Origin of the sequence: Cupriavidus sp. OTU4054, assembly GCF_038440175.1 — a bacterium.
Lineage (GTDB): Bacteria > Pseudomonadota > Gammaproteobacteria > Burkholderiales > Burkholderiaceae > Cupriavidus > Cupriavidus pauculus_D.
In genome coordinates, this window is record NZ_JASATF010000055.1 from 1 (window position 1) to 18,008 (window position 18,008).

General features: G+C 64.2%; 18 protein-coding genes and 1 pseudogene. 7 read left to right on the plus strand and 12 right to left on the minus strand.

Translation table 11 applies throughout. The features are described from left to right. The first annotated feature begins 143 nt into the window (after positions 1 to 143). The 6 genes from AAHB16_RS32225 (at position 144) to AAHB16_RS32250 (ending at position 5,393) form a co-directional block, all read left to right on the plus strand. Positions 144 to 509, plus strand: coding sequence for a DUF7674 family protein (locus AAHB16_RS32225; RefSeq protein ID WP_342052899.1), 366 nt, complete (start codon positions 144 to 146; stop codon positions 507 to 509). Positions 510 to 1,756: 1,247 nt separating this feature from the next. Then, positions 1,757 to 2,980, plus strand: a complete 1,224-nt coding sequence (locus AAHB16_RS32230) for an LGFP repeat-containing protein (protein WP_342052900.1) — start codon at positions 1,757 to 1,759, stop codon at positions 2,978 to 2,980. A 64-nt stretch (positions 2,981 to 3,044) separates the two neighbouring features. Beyond that, complete coding sequence (locus AAHB16_RS32235; RefSeq protein ID WP_150376400.1) at positions 3,045 to 3,587, plus strand: hypothetical protein; 543 nt, start codon at positions 3,045 to 3,047, stop codon at positions 3,585 to 3,587. An 8-nt stretch (positions 3,588 to 3,595) separates the two neighbouring features. Further along, positions 3,596 to 4,474 (plus strand): hypothetical protein, encoded by an 879-nt coding sequence (locus tag AAHB16_RS32240; RefSeq protein ID WP_342052901.1) that lies wholly within the window; start codon positions 3,596 to 3,598, stop codon positions 4,472 to 4,474. Between the two features lie 59 nt (positions 4,475 to 4,533). After that, positions 4,534 to 4,812 carry a hypothetical protein gene (locus tag AAHB16_RS32245; protein WP_342052902.1) on the plus strand — a complete coding sequence of 93 codons (279 nt, stop codon included), beginning with the start codon at positions 4,534 to 4,536 and terminating at the stop codon, positions 4,810 to 4,812. A 200-nt stretch (positions 4,813 to 5,012) separates the two neighbouring features. Further along, positions 5,013 to 5,393, plus strand: coding sequence for a hypothetical protein (locus AAHB16_RS32250; protein ID WP_342052903.1), 381 nt, complete (start codon positions 5,013 to 5,015; stop codon positions 5,391 to 5,393). A 76-nt stretch (positions 5,394 to 5,469) separates the two neighbouring features. Here AAHB16_RS32250 and AAHB16_RS32255 read toward each other — a convergent pair whose 3' ends face one another. Genes AAHB16_RS32255 through fliF form a run of 6 tightly spaced genes read right to left on the minus strand, consistent with a single transcriptional unit; the run spans position 5,470 to position 12,434 of the window. Then, on the minus strand, positions 5,470 to 7,017 hold the full coding sequence (locus AAHB16_RS32255; RefSeq protein WP_342052904.1) for a flagellar hook-length control protein FliK: 1,548 nt from the start codon (positions 7,015 to 7,017) through the stop codon (positions 5,470 to 5,472). 19 nt (positions 7,018 to 7,036) lie between these two features. Continuing rightward, on the minus strand, positions 7,037 to 7,498 hold the full coding sequence (gene fliJ, locus AAHB16_RS32260; protein ID WP_150376410.1) for a flagellar export protein FliJ: 462 nt from the start codon (positions 7,496 to 7,498) through the stop codon (positions 7,037 to 7,039). Then, positions 7,491 to 8,960, minus strand: coding sequence for a flagellar protein export ATPase FliI (gene fliI / locus AAHB16_RS32265; RefSeq protein WP_223851606.1), 1,470 nt, complete (start codon positions 8,958 to 8,960; stop codon positions 7,491 to 7,493). Before fliI ends, fliJ begins: the two co-directional genes overlap by 8 nt. After that, on the minus strand, positions 8,953 to 9,762 hold the full coding sequence (gene fliH / locus AAHB16_RS32270) for a flagellar assembly protein FliH (protein ID WP_342052905.1): 810 nt from the start codon (positions 9,760 to 9,762) through the stop codon (positions 8,953 to 8,955). Before fliH ends, fliI begins: the two co-directional genes overlap by 8 nt. Continuing rightward, a complete protein-coding gene (gene fliG, locus AAHB16_RS32275; RefSeq protein ID WP_150376414.1) occupies positions 9,749 to 10,762 on the minus strand; it encodes a flagellar motor switch protein FliG in 1,014 nt (337 codons plus the stop codon). Before fliG ends, fliH begins: the two co-directional genes overlap by 14 nt. Continuing rightward, complete coding sequence (gene fliF, locus AAHB16_RS32280) at positions 10,749 to 12,434, minus strand: flagellar basal-body MS-ring/collar protein FliF (RefSeq protein WP_150376416.1); 1,686 nt, start codon at positions 12,432 to 12,434, stop codon at positions 10,749 to 10,751. Before fliF ends, fliG begins: the two co-directional genes overlap by 14 nt. A gap of 396 nt (positions 12,435 to 12,830) precedes the next feature. On the opposite strand from fliF, the gene fliE reads away from it, so the two are divergent. Further along, positions 12,831 to 13,154: a flagellar hook-basal body complex protein FliE gene (gene fliE, locus AAHB16_RS32285; protein ID WP_150376418.1), complete on the plus strand. Its 324-nt coding sequence runs from the start codon at positions 12,831 to 12,833 to the stop codon at positions 13,152 to 13,154. A 14-nt stretch (positions 13,155 to 13,168) separates the two neighbouring features. Here the strand turns inward: fliE and AAHB16_RS32290 are convergent, their stop codons facing one another. From AAHB16_RS32290 to AAHB16_RS32315, 6 genes and pseudogenes are all read right to left on the minus strand, one after another. After that, complete coding sequence (locus tag AAHB16_RS32290; RefSeq protein ID WP_191002289.1) at positions 13,169 to 13,822, minus strand: hypothetical protein; 654 nt, start codon at positions 13,820 to 13,822, stop codon at positions 13,169 to 13,171. Then, positions 13,813 to 14,622: an NAD-dependent epimerase/dehydratase family protein gene (locus AAHB16_RS32295; protein WP_150376420.1), complete on the minus strand. Its 810-nt coding sequence runs from the start codon at positions 14,620 to 14,622 to the stop codon at positions 13,813 to 13,815. Before AAHB16_RS32295 ends, AAHB16_RS32290 begins: the two co-directional genes overlap by 10 nt. Positions 14,623 to 14,630: 8 nt before the next feature. Then, entirely contained in the window at positions 14,631 to 15,701 is a 1,071-nt protein-coding gene (locus tag AAHB16_RS32300) for an FkbM family methyltransferase (protein WP_150376422.1), read from the minus strand. Between the two features lie 46 nt (positions 15,702 to 15,747). Continuing rightward, the gene (gene rfbC, locus AAHB16_RS32305; protein ID WP_150376424.1) at positions 15,748 to 16,308 is read right to left on the minus strand and encodes a dTDP-4-dehydrorhamnose 3,5-epimerase; all 561 of its coding nucleotides are present in this window, start codon (positions 16,306 to 16,308) and stop codon (positions 15,748 to 15,750) included. After that, positions 16,305 to 17,558, minus strand: a complete 1,254-nt coding sequence (locus AAHB16_RS32310) for a class I SAM-dependent methyltransferase (RefSeq protein ID WP_150376426.1) — start codon at positions 17,556 to 17,558, stop codon at positions 16,305 to 16,307. The genes rfbC and AAHB16_RS32310 overlap by 4 nt, the downstream gene beginning before the upstream one ends. After that, a pseudogene (locus AAHB16_RS32315) lies at positions 17,555 to 18,008 on the minus strand (CDP-glucose 4,6-dehydratase); the annotation flags it as partial. The gene AAHB16_RS32310 and the pseudogene AAHB16_RS32315, both read right to left, overlap by 4 nt.

Below are 18,008 nucleotides of genomic sequence, written 5' to 3' on the forward strand. Positions count from 1 at the left end.
GCGCGCAGGCACTGTCGCTGCCGACCGGCGGCACGATCAGTGGCGACAACATGGTTGGATTCGAATCCAAATGCGCCGTTTAGCGATCGCTCCGCAGCTCAGAACGTCTTGCGAGACCTTCAAAATGCTTTGAGAGGGATATAGTGAATACTTGGCAAGAGTTCGTTACGGAGTTGGCCCGATGCGATGTGCTCAGTTCGGCCAGAAGACTGGCCCTTGAAGAATGGGGAGAGGACATCCCCACTACCGTTCTGTTTGGAAAACTTGGCAAGGCTCTCGCCGATCATGTTGAAGATCTGGATCTTGAAACCAGAGCACATATCTTCCAAGTTATCGAGGGCGGTCTAGCGAGCAACGACGCGACACTCAAAGCGTTTGTGGCAACGGGCTTACTGGAGGCCCTTTATTTACGAGCGTCGGGTGTTCCTGGTCATTGGAATCGGATTGGGGACTATCTCGGCCCACTCTCCACAGCCTATCTGGTGGAGTGGGGAAAACTGCATCGATAAAGTAGAGGAATTGAACCCGGCCCTAGCCGGGTTCGTCGTTTCTGTGCAGGTCCCCCCGAAGCTCTCTGGCGATCCGTGCGGGATGGCGAGGTTCACTGTCACGAGATCCGGATATCTGGCTTACAAAGCGGTTTTCAACGATAAATCTGGCACGCCAAACAAGCCATGAAAGTTAAATGTGTTCGCTTGCTTGATGCGCTCGACCGTGAGGTTGAGACTTCGCCGTGGCTGACACTTGGAGATGTCTATCATGTGATGAGCATAGACATAGGGCAGGACGGAAAGCGTCGCTACGGCATAGTGACGTCCGATCGAGGAGATGAGTGGCCAAGCATGGGGGCTCATCAAGCGGAGTGTTTTGAAATAGTAAGCACAATAGTGCCATCGAATTGGCGTCCGAAAGTGAATGCGCATGGTGGGATCACGATTGCGCCTGACGCTTGGCTACAGCCGTCGTTCTTTGTTGATTTCTACGATCACGACGCCGCTTCGCTCCCGGCTTTTCAGCGCGAGAGAGACGTTATTCTCAACGAAGATCCTTAGGATATTCCACAAGGTCCGCAGCATTCTTGCAATCGGCGATGCGCTCCTTCTCGCGCGCGAATGGGTCTAGCGTTCGTTCCAAGCTCCGGTCGCGAAGGCGAACCTCATCACTCTCGGTCAGGCACTGAGCAATGACCAGATCAAGGCGCTCGATGCGACGACGTTGTGTCATGTCGAACAGGTGGTACCCAACTCCGCCGGCTGCTGCGGGTCGGGCGCAGCGTCAGCGCGCGGGGCCCCGCCGCCCTCCGACAACCATCTAGGAAATTTCTCAGGCGACTACCCTCGCAACCGACGACGCAGCGCGTTGCCTTGCCATTTCTCGTCAGAAAATCCCGATCCTCATGACAACCAAGGAATTGCGGGTAATCATAAAAAATTCGAAAAAAATAGAAAAAAGTAATGAAATACCGGTGAAATACCATAGTCGGTTGGGAGGAATTTATCTAAATTTCTCCTCGTTGGCTGCCGCGAAGTTGGACTGGATCCCCGATGACGCAGTAGCCGGCCACCGCGGGCACTCGATCTGCCCGCGGTGTGTTCGGTCCGGCGCGTCGCCGATGGGAATCCGCAGGACAAGTGGTGGCGTTCTTATCGCGATGCGGCCGGGATTTTTTTGCCTTTAGATCCAATAAAGGAAAGGAATTCGATGCGACTCACGGCTCAGGAACGGTATGCACTGTCAAGGCTCTTTCGCGACGACGATGGCACCAGTGTCGCGCGCGCGGCTTACGCCACAAGCCGAGCAGGCGTATCGCAACTCCCCCGAGCAGTTTCGCCTGACTTATGGGGATTATTATATCGATGAGGTCTATAGCGGAGGCGACTTCTATGGTGTCTTCGTCTTCGAAACCTACGATGAGACCAGCCATAAGGATTTGAAAATGTCGCTGGATATGTCCATCGGAAACTTCATGGCGGGCGGCGACGTGAACGTGGCTTTTCAAAGCACCATTGACGAGGCCAAGAAGAAGTCGTCGATGCAGATCCGGGTCATCATGGCCGGCGGCTCGGGGCAGTTGAATCCCACCAATATGCAGGAATTGAAGGACCTCTACAAAACCTTCAACCAGGCCGTCAAATCCGACCCCGTGGACTTCCGGTGCTCCCTCAAGGAATTCGCCTACCTCCCGATGCCTCCTGGGCCAAGTTGGGCGGAACAGGCGGTGCGAGACGACACGATCAAGGAGTGTGGCAAGCGGATTGTCGAGGGTATTGCACTCAGGTCTCAGCTGGATTTCATTTTGCGGTTTCCAGAGCAGTTTGAGACGCCCGATATCGAAAAGATAAAAAGCGCCTACCACGATACGGACGCACTTCTGCCAAAGCTGGCCACCAGGGCCGGAGAGTGTTCGCGGGATATCACGAGATGTACGCTGGAAGGGGCGATGCCTGTGGTGATCCAGTTGCCCAAACGAAAGCAGGATTTGGGCGATCCGCTGGACGCCAAATGGCAGGACATCTTGGCTCATGACGAGCGCGCGGCGGCTTGGGTACCGCAAGCTAACTTGCACTCTCCCCTCGCTAACTACAACCGTGGGCCTCGCGGAGGGCGATACAAGATTTTCTCGAATAACAACGGACCGACGGGCGGCCTATTCTGGCATCCGGACCTCGGCGCGCACGTCGTGTACGGCGGAATCTTCCTGGAATATATGCGGCGGGGTCATTGCGAAGGCCCCCTTGGCTACCCCCGTACGGACGAGGCCACTATCGAAGGAAACGGTGCCGATGGGCTCGACCGCATCAGTATTTTCGAACATGGACAGCTTTGGTGGGACGCGCAGTCGGGCAAGGTCTCCGACCGACTGCTCCTGAATCTGGACAAGCTTGTTCTGGTGTTTGGAAAAGACCGCGCGCCGCTTCAGAACGTCTTGAAAGGTAGCAGGAGAATTTCGCCCATCTTGCTGACAGCGCGTAACCGTTAGGGGTTGAGCATGACCTACAACATTCACTTGAGTGACATCTGGGGCCTGCTGAACCCGGCTCTCTATGTCACGCGCCGACTCTGAAACATTTCTTATTTTCAGCGAGTCAATGATGGCGAACTGGAATCAATCCCTGTATGTACTTGGCGGCTATCAGTCAGGCGAGTCCGATTTTGGCGTTCGCTTGGCGCGGGCACCAGTTGCTGATCAACAAGCCGTGGCGGGCCTCGTGCTGCGCGTGGCCACGGCTATGCAAAGCCCCACGTCGACGGCGGTCATTGTAGTGACAGCACACTCGGATCGACAGGATCGACAGGACATGTCGGCAGAGCAACGACGCGACAGCGAATACGAGGCGTCAGTGGGGCGCGTCGCCAGCGCCGGCCAGTGGTTTGTCGACCAACTTTCCGCGCTGATCGGATCACCTGACGCTAGTCTGGTTTGGCCTCGCATCCTGATGGTCAGGCATTCGATGGGTGCCGCGCAACTCATCAACAAGACACCCGCAAATGAAATGCAGCGCGCCGAGAACCGCCGCGTGGAAGTCGAGGTGTATGCGTCGGGCATGGCTGCCTTTCCACTGGACTTCGAGACACTTCCGAGCTGAGAGGGACGATGAGCACGCTGAAATCCAATATGTTCACCCATGCACCCACTGCGGTCTTCCAGCGCCTGGAAAATTGCGCCAATGGCGTGCCAAACGAACCGGTGAGCCATTTTACCGTCGGACAACAGGGCGAACACATCCAACTGGTGCAGTTGGCACTGAGCATCATCGCCGAACAGATTCCCGAGTTGGGCGTTGGCTTGGTCACGGTCAACGGCAACTATGACGCCGCCTTTGCCAGTGCCGTAGCCCGCTACAAGCAGGCGCGCCACATCTTCAACTTTGCCAATCAGATCGACAATATCATCGGGCGCAAGACGATAGCCAGTCTGGATCAGGACATTGCCAATCTCCAAGACGGTCCGCACCCGCACCACGACATTCCCATCGATCCGCGTCCTCCATTACCGGGGCCTTGCCTACCCGCCACGCAGTGTCCCTATGGTCAGTCGTTCACCCTGCAACTATTGGGAGGCCTCACCGGGGGCGAGATCGTGGAAGTCGGCGTGTTCTTGTTTGATATCCATGACGTGATAAACAACCTGACTGCGCGCTATGTCGGCAAGGTCGTGGGCATCGGGGTGCCCACTCCTATTCCGGCATCTCCCTCGGTGTATGGGAGTCCGACAGCGTTCAGTACCCCAACGCCAGCACGCGTGACCGATTTCTTCGCGTTTGCGGTTGGCTCCATCACATTGTCGCCGCCGTTTGCCCTGTCGGCCTCTCCCGTGACACTGAGCTTCAAAGGTCAGGCAGGCCTGGGTCAAACGATGCCATTCCTGCTGGACTCGGGTCCCATCAACCTGCCGGGCGCGGGAATTCACGCCGGATCGCTGCAACTGACTACCACTTGCAACGGGTCCCCCGGCGCCACGCGTCGTGGCTAGATTGAGCCGGCAGGCAATTCATACGACCGGCGGCCCGTCACATTGACCGCACTGCCTTCGTGATGGCCATGCTCGCGGAGCGCATCCAGGTGGTTGCGAGCGCCCTGGCGTCACCCCGCCGGTTCCCGCCGCGCTCCGAAAACCATCTAGGAAGCTTCTCAGGCGACTACCCTCGCAACCGACGACGCAGCGCGTTGCCTTGCCATTTCTCGTCAGAAAATCCCGATCATCATGACAACGAAGGTATCGCGGTTAATCATAAAAAATTCGAAAAAATATCGAAAAAAGTAATGAAATATCGGCGAAATACCATAGTCGGTTTGGAGGAATTTATCTAAATTACTCCTTGTTGGCTGCTCGCGAAGTTGGATTGGATCCCCGATAACGCCGTAGCCGGCCTCCGCAGGCACTCGATCTGCCCGCGGTGTGTTCGGTCCGGCGCGTCGCAGATGGGAATCTGCAGGGCAAGTGGTGGTGTTCTTATCGCGATGCGGCCGGGCTTTTTTTGCCTTTAATTCTAATAAAGGAAATGAATCCGATGCGACTCACGGCTCAGGAACAATATGCACTGTCCAAGCTATTCCGCGATGACGATGCCACGAGTGTCGCCATCCGTGCGCAGATCGATGGCCTGCGTGCAAAGCATCGGATCGAGACCAAGGTCGGGTTTCTGACGCGGATCCAGCTCTCGGTGCCGCTCGCCGGCATGCATCGCCGCAAGTGGGATTGGACCTTCGAGCACGTGAGGCTCGAAGATGGCGGGTCGTTCGCGTGTTGGCTCGAAGACGAGAATGCCATCGAGCTGGATGCCGTGACCCATGGCGGCGAGTGGCCGACGCACTTCGATGCCGCCGATTTCCGCGAGCGCGATGTCGCCGAGATCCTCGAGCGGGACCCGCGGGACCCGCGGGACCGATAGCGGCCGTGCAGGCACAGATGCCCGCGCGTGATGCGGGGGCCTGCCCTCTCGCACCGGAGAGGGCAGCAGGCTGACATCAGGCGAACGTATCCACTTCGCCTTGCGCGAGCACCCGCTGCGGGCGCGCCACCGGCACCGCCGGTTCATTACCGAAGTTCGAAGCCTGGCCGAAGCTGCTCCCCTGGCCGCCACCAAACGATTGACGCTGCTGTTGCTGCTGGCCGTTGCCCGCCTGATTCGCAAAACCTTCCGAACCCACCGACGTATGGCCGAGCTGAATGCCGCTTTCCGCGAGCGACGTGCGGAGGTGCGGCAGTGCCGATTCCACCGCGGCACGGACAGCCTGGTGCGGGGATACAAACTGGGCTTGCGCCTGATCGTTGACGACGTTCAGCACCACCTTCAGCGGACCGAGATTGGGCGGATTGAGATCGAGCTCGGCCGTCTGGCTGCCTTGCGTGGACATCCGGACCATATGCTGGCCCAGTGCCTGCGACCAGTTGTTGTCGCCGACGTTCGGGGCGACCACGGCGCGGGCTGCGGCAGCAGCCGTGGCTTGCGCGGCGGGCGTCGGGGCCTGCGCCGCGATGGCCGAGGCGAGCGTAGCGGCGCTGCTCGAGTTGGTGGCACCGGTGTCGGTGCCTTCGCCCGTGCGTGCATTGGCCTGTGCGGCAGCGTAGCTCGCGCCGGCGGTGCCAGCCGCGCTGGTATTGGCAGCCGTCTGCGGCTGCGCGGCCTGCGCGGGCTGGCCGAGGCCCGCCTGCGATTGCTGGCTGCCCGAATGGCCGCCGGTCTGGCCGCCATGCGCGTCCTGATTGGCGAGCGCGGACGGCGTGATCGACGGCTGTGCGGGCTTGTCGGCGGCACCGGTCGTGGCCTGCGCGGCGGCGCGTTGCTGCGCGATGGTCGCGAGCGTGTCGGCCGGGCTCATGGTCGTGGCCTTGGTGACGCTGACCTCGGCCGGCAGCGTGGTCTGCGCGGCGACCGTATCCGTCTGGGCGGCTGCTGCGTCGGCCTGCGTTGCGGCAGTCGCGGCTGCCTGGGCGGCGGCCGCCGACGTGGCGGTGATCTGGTTCGTCGCGGCACCCTGTTGCGCGGCCGTCCCCGCTGCGCCGTTGACACCCGGCAGGCTGCTCAGGCCGGCAAGCGCGGGATCCACCGCGTCGGTGGCATTGCCTGCGGTGGTCTGCTGGGCCGCCGGTTGGCCGAGCATCGCGAGCGCCAGTGCCGCGGCCGCCGCTGCGGCTTCCTTCGCGGCGTCTTCAGCGCTCTGCGCCGTGTCGGTATCCTTCTTGTCCTCGTCCGCCTTGGCGGCCTGCGTGGTCTTGCCGTCGGATGGATCCGACTTGCTGGCGGACTTGTCGGCAGGCTTGTTCGCTTCCTGCGCGGCCGGCTTGTCCGCGGGCTTCTCGGCGGCCTTCTGGTTTCCCTTCTCCGCTACCTTGCTGGCCGGCTTGCCGACGTTGACGGGCTGCGACGTCGCGTTGTTCTGCTGACGCGGCGCCTTGTCGCGCGCGCGGGAGAGGGCGTCCTGGAAGGCGGCATCGATCGTGCTGCCGCCGATGCCGGCGGTGCCGGTTGCCTTCGCGGCGCCCGTGCCGAGAATCTTGCTGATATCGATCATGGTTGGCAGATAATGAAGTTCAGTTCTGGCCGTTGGCCGGCTCCCGCGCGACACGCGCCGCACGGGCTGCAAATTCGTCGCTGGCACGCTGCTCGCGGCGCGCGACGATCTGCTGCTCGCGCGTCTCCGCGCGCGTGATCAGCGTGTCGAACGAATTCTGGCGGCGCTTCTGATGCTGCCAGTTGGCGCGGCCGGCAATCAGGTCCGCCTCGGCCTTGGCCAGCGCGCTCGTCTGGTGGCGAATCGCCTGATCGAGCGAGTCGAGAAACCGCGAGAAGTCCTGCCAGCGGCTCGACGTCATGCCCTCCGCCGCAATCGCCTGCATGCGCGTGCGATATTCCTGTCGATACTGCGTCAGCGCGTTGAGCTGCTGCTCCGCCTGCGTGCGCAGGCCCTGCAGGCGGCCGAGCTCGCGCGCGGCCTTGTCGGTGCTGTCCTGGGCCAGATCGGCCAGCGTATTCAGCGGTGAGGGCTTAGGCATGTTCCATCCTCTCGAATAGCTGATGCAGGTGGGCAACCGAGTTCGCGTAGTCCGCGCGCTCGGGGATGTCCTGCTGCAGGAAGGCCTCCATGCGCGAATGCAGGCGAATCGCGAGGTCCACCTCCGGATCGCTGCCGGGCACATAGGCGCCGACGCTGATCAGGTCGCGATTGCGCTGGTAGCGCGACATCAACTGCTTGAAACGCCGTACGGAGGCAAACTGCGGCGCGTCGATCAGTGCCGTCATGGCACGACTGATGGATGCTTCGACGTCGATGGCCGGATAGTGTCCAGCCTCGGCGAGACTACGCGACAGCACGATATGGCCGTCGAGAATCGCGCGGGCCGAGTCGGCGATCGGATCCTGCTGATCGTCGCCTTCGGTCAGCACCGTATAGAAGGCCGTGATCGAGCCACCGCCTTCGGGGCCGTTGCCCGTACGCTCGACGAGCGTCGGCAGCTTGGCGAAGACCGAGGGCGGATAGCCCTTGGTGGCGGGCGGTTCGCCGATGGCGAGCGCGATCTCGCGCTGGGCCATCGCGTAACGCGTGAGCGAGTCCATGATCAGCAGCACATGGCGGCCCTGATCGCGGAAGTATTCGGCAAGGCGCGTCGCATACGCGGCACCCTGCATACGCAGCAGCGGCGAGGTATCGGCCGGCGCGGCCACGACGACCGAGCGCTTGCGGCCTTCTTCGCCGAGGATGTTCTCGATGAATTCCTTCACTTCGCGGCCGCGTTCGCCGATCAGGCCAACGACGATCACCTCGGCGTTCGTATAGCGCGCCATCATACCGAGCAGCACGCTCTTGCCGACGCCCGAGCCCGCGAACAGGCCCATGCGCTGGCCGCGGCCAACGGTGAGCATCGCGTTGATCGCCCGCACGCCCGTATCGAGCACGGTTTCGATCGGCGCGCGCGTCAGCGGGTTGATCTGCGTACCGGCCAGCGGCACTTCGCTGGCGGCCGTGATCGGGCCCAGGCCATCGAGCGGGCGACCGGCGGCATCGAGCACGCGTCCCAGCAGGCCTTCACCCACGGGCAGACGCTTGGAGCCGGGCTCGCGCGGCGTGGCCACGCCGGCCGGCAGCGGAGACGGTTCCAGCGGATAGACACGGGCGCCCGGCACCAGGCCGACGACGTCCGATTGCGGCATCAGGTACAGGCGATCGGCACCGAAGCCCACGACTTCGGCTTCCGCCGTGCGCGGGCCGCCATGGCCATGCTGGCCGGCCGGCAGCTCGATCAGGCAGTCGCTGCCCACGGGCAGGCGCAGGCCCACGGCCTCGAGCACGAGACCCGCCGCGCGCGTCAGGCGGCCGCAGGTACGCTTGCTGTCGAGATCGGCGAGGCCCGTCGAGGCCGACGTCAACGCATCGCGCCAGAGGTGCGTGTGCTGCTGTGCGGCGGTAGATGCCGGCGCTGGCGCGACACCTTGCACGTTCGCCTGCGCATCACGCATGAGGCGGCTCCCACGGATCGTTGCGGCCCAGTGCCTTCACGACACGGCTCCAGCGCGTGGCGAGGCTCGCATCGAGCTCGCCGCTGGCGGCGCTGGCAATGCAGCCGCCGCGCGCGATGGATGGATCGGGGCGGACGGTCCAGCCGGCCGCTTCGAGTTCGCCGCGCAGATGCGTTTCCACGAGCGGCACATCCTCGGGGTTGAGCAGCAGCGCGGGCGAGCCGGCGAGCGCGGGCTCGGCCGTCAGCAGTTCGCGCGCGGCCGGCAGCAGCGCCGCGGGGTCGAGTTCCATCGTCTTGCGCACGAGCTGGCGCGCCACGTCGAGCGCGAGCGAGATCAGCGCGTCGGAGATCTCGGCATCGACGCGTCCGAGCGCATCGCGGAAGTTGCCGGCCAGTTCCTGCAGCCGTGCGGCTTCATTGCGCGCGGACTCCAGGCCGCGCGCATAGCCTTCGCGGTGACCGTCGCCATAGCCCTGTGTCTGGCCCTGGCTGTAGCCCTGCGCATAGCCTTCCTTGCGCGCGCCTTCGCGCATCGCATCGAGGGCTTCGAAGTCGATCGGCGGCGGGGGCGGCGGCTCGACAGGCAACTGCGCCTCGAGCGCCTTGAGCCGATCTCGCGGATCGAGCGAGACCATCTGCCAGCGTTGCCAGCTGTCGCCACGGCCGCGCGAGACGCCGCGCGGCGCGCCGAATGCCTGAAAGCCGTCGTCGCTCAGATCCGAGCGGGATTCCGACTTGAGGGTCGCATTGCCGCCGGAAAACCCGCGGCTTGCGGCAAAGCCGCGTTCAGACATAGGCATCGTCGCCTCCGCCGATCTGGATTTCGCCGGCTTCCGCCAGGCGTCTCACCACCTGCAGGATGGCCTTCTGCTCGGCCTCGACCTGCGACACACGAACCGGGCCCAGCGCATCGAGGTCCTCGCGCAGCATCTCGCCGGCGCGGGTGGACATGTTGCGGATGAACTTGTCGCGCAGTTCCTGCTGTGCACCCTTGAGCGCCACGATGAGCGACTCGGTGGCAACTTCCTTGAGCACGCGCTGGATACCGCGATCGTCCACTTCGAGCAGGTTCTCGAACAGGAACATCTCGTCGATGATCTTCTGAGCGAGGTCCGCGTCGTGCGTGCGCACGCCGTCGATGACCGCTTCCTCGTGCGCCGTGCTCATCAGGTTGATGATCTCGGCCGCCGTACGGACACCGCCCATGCGGCTGCGCTTCAGGCTCTGGCCCGCCAGCAGCTTGGTCAGCACGTCGGTCAGTTCCTGCAGCGCGCCCGGCTGCACGCCACCGAACGTGGCGATACGCAGGATCACGTCGTTGCGCAGGCGGTCGGTGAAGAAGCCCAGCACTTCGGAGGACTTCTGGCGATCCAGGTGGATGAGGATGGTCGCGATGATCTGCGGATGCTCGTCCTTGATCAGCTCGGCCACCGACGTGGCATCCATCCAGTTCAGCGAATCGATGCCGCCGCCCGGGTCGCGGGACTCGAGGATGTCCTCGATGACGGACAGCGCGCGCTCTTCGCCCAGCGCCTTGTTGAGGACGCTCTTGATGAACGAGCTCGAATCGACGTTGAGCGCCAGGTACTGTTCGGTCTCGCCGCGGAACTCGGCGAGTACCTCGGCCATTTCCTCGCGCGTCACGGACGACAGGCTGGCCATGGCAGAGCCGAGGCCCTGCACTTCGCGCGGCGACAGATGCTTGAAGACCTCTGCTGCGGAATCTTCGCCGATCGCCATCATCAGGATGGCGCTCTTCTGCAGACCCTTTTCAGGGGAGGTGGACTTAGCGTTCGTCATTGGCCATCCATTGCTTGATTACGCTGGCGACCAGACGCGGGTCGCGTTGCGCGGCGTCGCGCACCAGGGCGAGATCGCTTTCGTACTTGGCCGCGAGGCGCAGCAGCTCCGGATTCGTCGTTTCTTCCGGCGGCAGCAGCACGGCTTCCGTGGTGGCGTCGGCTTCGGTCGGCGCGGGCAGCGGCGGCGCGGTGTACTTGCGCACCACCGGGCGTGCCACCTTGAACCACAGGAACAGCGCGAGGATCGCGAGCAGCAGGTAGCCGACGCCGGTCTTGGCGAGATCGATCATTTGCGGTTGTTTCCACAGCGGCACTTCGGGCTCGATCACGCGGTCGTCGGTGAACGGGCTGTTGACCACGTTCAGCGAGTCGCCACGATCGCTCGAGTAACCCATCGCTTCCTTGGTCAGGTTCTCGATCTGCGTCAGCATCGTGGCCGGCAGCGGCTCGGCGACCATCTTGCCCTTGGCATCGGCCTTCTGGCGGTAGTTCACGACCACCGCGACCGACAGGCGCTTGACGCCGCCCGGTGCCTGTTGCACGTGGCGCACGGTGCGGTCGAGTTCGTAGTTGGTGGTGGTATCGCGACGGTTGCTGCGCGGGCCGGTCTTCTCGGCGGTGCCGGTCTGCGTGCTGGCCTGGTTGGCCTGCGCGGGCGGCGGGTTCGGCTGACCCGGCTGGCGCGGCGGCTGCGGGTTGGCGATCGGTGCCTGCGCGGCGGCGGGCGGCTGGTTCGACAGCGCGCCGGGCACGCCGCCGACCGGTGCCGCGCCTTCCTGGCTGGACTCGCTCGACTGCTGGCTGCGGATCGCGGCGTTCGACGGATCCTGGTTGGGCTTGTAGCTCTCGTCGGTGTGCTCGACCGTGGAGAAGTCCACGTCCGCGGTGACCTGCGCGTGCACATTGTCCTTGCCGACGATCGGCGCGAGGATGGCTTCCACGCGCTTGACGTAGTTCTGCTCGACTTGCTGCACGAACTTGAGCTGCGTCGCGTCCAGCGAGCGGTCGCCGTTGCCGGACAGCAGGTTGCCGTGCTGATCGACGATCGAGATCGACTTCGGGGTCAGTTCGGGGACGCTCGACGACACCAGGTGGCTGATCGCGGCGACCTGGCCCTCGTCGATCGCGCGGCCCGGATAGAGCTGGAGCACGATCGACGCGGTGGGCTTCTGACGCTCGCGCACGAACAGCGTGGGCTTCGGAATCGCGAGGTGAACGCGCGCGGACTGCACGGCGGCGATCGATTCGATCGAGCGGGAGAGCTCGCCCTCGAGACCGCGCTGGTAGTTGACCTGTTCAGCGAACTGGCTGATGCCGAACTTCTGGTTGTCCATGAGCTCCATGCCCGCGGTGCCGCTCTTCGGCAGGCCCTGCGAAGCCAGGCGCAGGCGCATCTCGTGCACCTTGTCGGCCGGCACCATGACCGCACCGCCGCCTTCGGCGAACTTGTACGGCACGTTCATCTGCTGGAGGGAGGCGATCACTGCGCCGCCGTCACGCTCCGACAGGTTGGTGTACAGGACCTTGTAGTCGGGGGCACGGGACCACATCACACCGACGGCGATGGCGGCGGCCAGCGCGGCACCGCCAAGCATCAGCGGCAGGCGTGGATTGGCCTTGATCTTGTCGAGCAGCGCGGAGCCGCCCGGCAGGGCTGCGGCGGCGTTCATGCACGCGTCTCCGGATTGGCCGGGGAAACCCTGCCCTTGCCACTCTGGCTGGTCTTGCCGTTAGTCATTTCGGCACGGCTCTCATTACGCTGCTGAGAAAACACGCGTACTCCCCGCGAAGGTTATGGATGGTCGCCAAGGCGAACGGCCGGGGAACTCACGACCGCACGCCAGATTCGGCACGGTAGCGATCATCGGCCAAACGGTCGATCCACAATCGACTGAATAGGCGAGGTTTTCCGCGTGATTTCAACCTTTGGATGGAGACGGGCCGGGTCTACAGTGCGAGGGCCGAAACAGGTGAGAAGCCATCTTGTTGTGATGCGTTCGCCGCATCATGCGTCTCGAGGGCGGTTTCGATCCCGATTTCCAACCTTTGCTGGACCGATCTACGACATGACCACGATTTCTTCCATCGAAAGCATGCTGCAGCAGTTGCGCGGCCTGGCCCAGACCGCGGCCGGCGGCGGCGCGGCTTCGGCCCAGGCCGCTACCACGAGCGGCTTTGCCGGTGAACTGCAGCGCTCGCTCGCGCGCGTCAACGCCGCGCAGGAACACGCCAACAACCAGGCGGAGGCATTTGAACTCGGCAAGCCCGGCGTGGCGCTGAATGACGTGATGATCGACCTGCAGAAGGCGAACGTCTCGTTCCAGACCGCCGTGCAGGTGCGCAACCGCCTGGCGGCTGCGTATCAGGAAATGATGAACATGCCCGTCTGATCAGAGACGGAAGATCAGAGACGGAAGTACTCCTCGGCTGCGCGCTCCTGCGCGGGCTTGCAGACGAGGTCGCCGGCCGTGCCGGCATAGACGAGGCAGTCGCCCGGGGTGTCGCGGTTCAATACGCTCACGCCCTGTGCGATGACCGAGCCATTGCGCACATGGCTGCGCCCAATGATGGCCGTGTTGGGATACATCACCACGCCGTCGCCAATCACGGGTGCAATGCCGTGATTCTTCCCCACCGTCGAGTTCTGGTAGAGCACCAGATAGTTCCCATACGTGGCCTTGGCCAGCACGATGCCGACCGAATGGCCGATGAAGAACACTTCGGGCATCTCGATCTCGTAGAACAGATCGATCGCATTCAGCGCCTTGTTGAGCAGGAACAGCTTCGTGCACGCCTCGCCGTGGCGCTCGTTGCGCCAGATCGTGTTGGCCAGGTAATACAGGTACTGGCAGTACTGCGACGAGTGCAGGTAGTTGAACTGGCCGGGGCGCCACATGCGCACCGCATCGATGCAACGCCCCGTGCGCGCGAGCGCCTCGTCCATATGGCGCGACACCACCGGCAGCAAACCGTCGTTGCGGCCGTCCGGCACGAGGTTGGCCACCTGCGCGCAGGTATAGGCCGCCAGCGAATCGCGCGTCTGTCCAATCAGTTCCATGGGCGAATCCCCGCAAGATAACCGGCTACCACGGTGCGCACGTCGCGGGGCACGACGCCCAGCGCGCGCAGCGCGGCCGTGCTGCACACCGCGGCGCGTTGCGTGGGCGACTTGCGTGCCATCGTCACATCCCATCCCGCACCGTTGAACACTTCCGCCAGCTCGCCGTTGGACACGTTCTCGCCGCTGGCCACGTTGAAGATGCCGCCCGCGCCGCGCGTCGAAATGCCGATCAGCGCTTCGACGACATCATCGAGGTGGATATAGTCGCGCACGAAGCCGGCGTCGCTGTCGAGCCGGAACGTGCGTTCGCCGGCGGCGCGCACGAGCCATTCGGAAAGGAATCCCGGGGAGTCCGGCGTCCAGTCGAATACGCACGACAGCCGTGCCACGGCGGTACGGCCCTCGGCGACGGTCAGGCACAGGTTCTCGCCGAGCCCTTTCGAGAAATCGTAGAGCGCGCGCGGGTTGGCGGGCTGCAGGGTCAGCGCCGCCGCCTCGTCGCCCTGGGGCAGCTGCGATGCGTCGTAAAGCCGCGTGGACGACAGATAGACCAGATGGTCGTAGCGGTTCGCACGCAGCACGTCGGACAGCAGCGTGACGTGCGCCGCCACCGTATCGTACGGACGCGCCGCGTAATCGGCGGTCAGCCCCGCGCAGTAGTAGACGCGGCCGAGATCGCGGTTGAACAGCGCCCGGTCCCCGCGCGCGGGGACCCAGACTTCATGGCCGGCCTGCCGCAGGGTGCTGGCCAGGCGGCTGCCGACGAAGCCGGCGCCGCCGATGACGGTACAGCGCATCGCGTTCCTCAGTTGACCGGGTGGTGCAGCGCCGGATCGCGGTGCCAGAGCAGCTTCGGGCTGACGCCGGGAACGACCGCGAAGCCATTACCCTCGAGCAGACCGGGCTCCTTGACGGCAACCATGTTGAAGCCGTGCGCGGGGCCTTCGAGGAAGACGTTGTCCACCGGCACCAGTTCCACGGGGCGGCCCTGCATATCGACATTCGAGTTGAAGTCGCGCACGGCGTAGACGTGGTAGCCGTACCCCTTGAGCATCGTGACGATTTCGGCGTTCTCGAGGCCGCGGCTCCAGTCGACGTAGTGGCGGTGCACTTCGAAGACCAGATTGGGTGCCTCGCCGGCCGGGCGGGCCAGTTGCCTGGCCGCGCCCTTGAACACGTTCAGCTCCGCGCCTTCGATGTCGAGCATGATCAGGCTCAGCTTGTCCACATTCTGCTGGGCGCAGTAGTCGTCGATCGTCACGGTCATGAAGCTGTCGCTGCCGGTCTGATCCGTGGTCTGCTCGGCGTGCGCGAACGAGTCATGGCCGACCAGGCGCAGCTGCGTGGTGCTGTCGGACCACAGGCCCAGGCGCCAGCTGCGAATGTTCTCCACATTGTTCAGTTGCGCGTTGTTGCGCAGCATGCCGAGCTGGTCGGCGTTGGGCTCGAATGCGTGGCAGGTACCGCCCGCGCGGGCCAGCTGGCGCGCCATCAGGATGACCTGATCGCCAAAGTAGGCGCCACCCACCACGGCGTGGCCGCCGCGCTCGCACAGGCGGACCAGCAGCTTCGTGGTCTGCGGTTCCCATACGTGGTCCGGCGCTGACGGGGAGCTCATCAGGAAATCGCGCGCGATCTTCGTGCGGTACAGGAACTCGAATACCGTGCCGTCGGACAGCGTTTTCCGCAGGCGCGATTCTTCGTTGTACATGGCATCGACGATCGGACCGGTGATGTCGTCGCGCACGCTGCCTTCGTAGCCGGAAAGGTCCTGCTCGATGTTCTTGCACAGGGCAATGACCTTGTCGCGGGCGGCGGCGCTGCCGCCCACCGTGCGCAACGCGTCGGAAAGCTTCTGCAAATGTTCGGTCGTCATGGGTGGCTCCGCTTCGGGTAGTCAGTGTTCAGGTTGAATCAGAGGATCAGCCGGCCTGATCGGTCGATGCCGTCAGTGCGGCCAGCGTGGGTAAGGCAAGGTCTTTCGCGGAAATCAGCCGCTCCGCGCAATCGGGCCAGACGATGCCGATGTCGGCATCGTCCCAGCGCACGCCGGCACTGCTGCCCGGCGCGAAAGGTACCGTCATCTGGTAAAACACCTCGGACAGGGGCGACAGCGTTTGAAAACCGTGCGCCACGCCCTTGGGGATATAAATGGCCCGCTGCATCTGCGCGTCGAGCACCACGGCCTGCCACTGCAGATACGTCGGCGAGTCGGCGCGCAGGTCGAGGATCACGTCGTGCACGGCGCCCGTCGTCACGCGAACGAGCTTGTCTTCGGCGTGCTCGCCTTGCTGGAAATGCATGCCGCGGAGGATGCCCGCGCGCGTATTGCGCGACACGCTTTGCTGCGCAAAGCGCGCGTCGATGCCATGCGCCGCGAAGGTTTCCACGCAGACGGTACGGGCAAAGAAGCCGCGCTCGTCGGCCAGCGGCTCGGGATCGACGATCCAGGCGCCCGCGATGCGGGCCGGCGTGAAGATCACGGCAGCACCACGGTTTCCGGGATGGCCACCACGAAGCGGCCGCCCCAGGCGCGGATGCCCGACATCTGTTCCATCACCTCGTCCTTGATGTTCCAGGGCAGGATGACGAGGTAGTCGGGCCGCCGTGCATCGATGGCTTCCGGCGCCAGCACGGGAATGCGCGAGCCCGGCAGCAGCTTGTTCTGCTTCGCGGGGTTGCGGTCCACGACGTACTCGATCAGGTCCGAGTCGATGCCGCAGTAGTTCAGCAACGTGTTGCCCTTGGCCGCGGCGCCGTAGGCCGCCACGCGCTTGCCCTTGCGGCGCGCATCGATCAGGAAGGCGAGCAGATCGATACGGGCACGGCGTACACCCTCGGAGAACGCCGTGTATCGCTCGACCGAAGTCAGCCCGCCGCGGAGTTCCTCGTCCAGGCATGCCTGGACGTTGGCCGAGGTGGAATGCTTCGCGCCGTTGTGGCAGGCAAACAACCGCAGACTGCCGCCATGCGTGGGCAGATGCTCGATGTCGAACACGCGCAGGCCCGCCCGCGCGAGGATGGGCACCAGCGCGGTCAGCGACAGGTAGGAATAGTGCTCGTGGTACAGCGTGTCGAACTGGTTCTGCTCCAGCAGGCGCAGCAGATGCGGAAACTCGAGCGTCACCACGCCTTCCGGTTTCAGCACCACCGGCATGCCGCCCACGAAGTCGTTGATATCGGGGACGTGCGCCAGCACATTGTTACCGAGCAGCAGATCCACCTGCCAGCCCTCCACGCACAGCGCGCGCGCGGTGCGCTCGCCGAAGAACAGCTCGCGACTGTCGATGCCCTTCGCGCGCGCGGCTTCGCCGGTGTTGGCCGACGGCTCGATGCCAAGGCAGGGCACGCCGGCCTGCTGGAAATACTGCAGCAGGTAGCCGTCGTTGCTGGCCACTTCCATCACGCGGCTGTTGCGGTTCAGTCCGAAGCGCGCGGTCATCGCCTCGACATAGCGGCGCGCGTGTTCGAGCCAGGACGTGGAGAACGACGAGAAGTACACGTAATCGTCGTGGAAATGCGTCTCCGCCGGGGTGGCGTCGCGAAGCTGCACGAGCCAGCAGCTGTCGCACACCATGGCGTGCAGGGGATAGAACATCTCCCCGCGCGCGATATGCTCGGGCTTGATAAAGGCGTTGGAGACCGGCGACAGGCCGAGGTCCACCATCGTGTGTGCCAGCGGCGCGCCGCAGGCGCGGCAGTTCGCAGGGTGAGCGTTGAGTTGAGCGTTCATGCGCAGAATTGCCCGATCTGTTGTTCAGTGATGGCGCGTGCCTCGGAGGGCGCAAGCTGGACCGTGCGGTACCACCGCGCCGTGGCGGCCAGTGCTTCCTCGAGCGTCCAGCGTGGTGTCCAGCCCAGGACGGTGCGGGCACGCGCCGCGTCGAGGTACAGGTTGTGCGCTTCGTGCGGCGCGGCGCCCGGTGGCGGGCAATGTTTCCAGGCCAGCTCGGGCCAGTGAGACCGCAGGCCGTTCAGCACCGCGGCAACGGGGACGTTGTCGCGCGGCTCCGGCCCGAAGTTGAACGCGTCGGCCAGCGTCGCGTCGCCATCGAGCAGGCGGTTGCCGAGCCGCAGATAGCCATGGAGCGCCTCGAGGACGTGTTGCCAGGGCCGCGTCGCGTGCGGGCTGCGGATCTCCAGCGCGGGGGGGGGGGGGGGGGGGGGGGGGGGGGGGGGGGGG